The sequence below is a fragment of the Mesorhizobium sp. M1A.F.Ca.IN.020.06.1.1 genome (genome assembly GCF_004023265.1).
In the GTDB taxonomy this organism is placed as follows: Bacteria; Pseudomonadota; Alphaproteobacteria; order Rhizobiales; family Rhizobiaceae; genus Mesorhizobium.
The window spans coordinates 1-726 of the sequence record NZ_RZSR01001580.1; the positions used below are offsets into that span (position 1 = coordinate 1).

The 726-nt window shown below is 66.3% G+C and carries 1 pseudogene; it reads left to right on the top strand.

Annotation, left to right across the window (positions count from 1 at the left end):
* Positions 1–35 precede the first annotated feature (35 nt).
* Positions 36–726 (top strand): annotated as a pseudogene (locus EOA60_RS35670) (ATP-binding cassette domain-containing protein); the annotation flags it as partial.

Here is a 726-nt window from a genome sequence, read left to right on the forward strand (position 1 = left end):
TGCCGGGCGTGGCCTGCTGGTAAATGACCAGATAGGCGCCGATCGAGCTCGCCACCGCGTATTGGAAGCACTTCCTCAGCGCGCGCCAGAGCTGGCAGAGGCTGGTCGATCTGTTTGCCGCCTTTCCGGTCGACGATGGCGGCATGGAGCTTCCGGCGCCAAACGCGACACTCGCTGTGGAAACCGTCGGGGTGACGGCGCCTGGTGGACGGCGCATCCTGCTGGAGGATATCGACTTTTCGCTCGACGCCGGCTCCGGCATGGGCCTGATCGGCCCGAGCGGCTCCGGAAAATCCTCGCTCGTGCGCGCGCTCGTCGGCGTATGGCCCACGATGCGCGGCAAGATCCGTCTCGACGGCGCTGCAATCGAGCAGTGGCCGGCGCAGGCGCTTGGCCGCCATATCGGCTATCTGCCGCAGGATGTCGAATTGTTCGCCGGTACGGTCGCCCAGAACATCAGCCGCTTCGACGAGAACGCCATGCCGGAGGCGATCATCGAGGCCTCCCAGGCTGCCGGCGTGCACGACATGATCCTGCGCCTGCCCGAAGGCTATCAAACCGAGATCGGCGAGAGCGGCGCGGCACTTTCCGCCGGACAGCGTCAGCGTGTAGGCCTGGCGCGCGCGCTGTTCGGCAATCCGTTCCTCGTCGTGCTCGACGAGCCGAATTCCAACCTCGATGCCGCGGGCGACCAAGCGCTGACGCGTGCCATCGAAGGCATCAAAG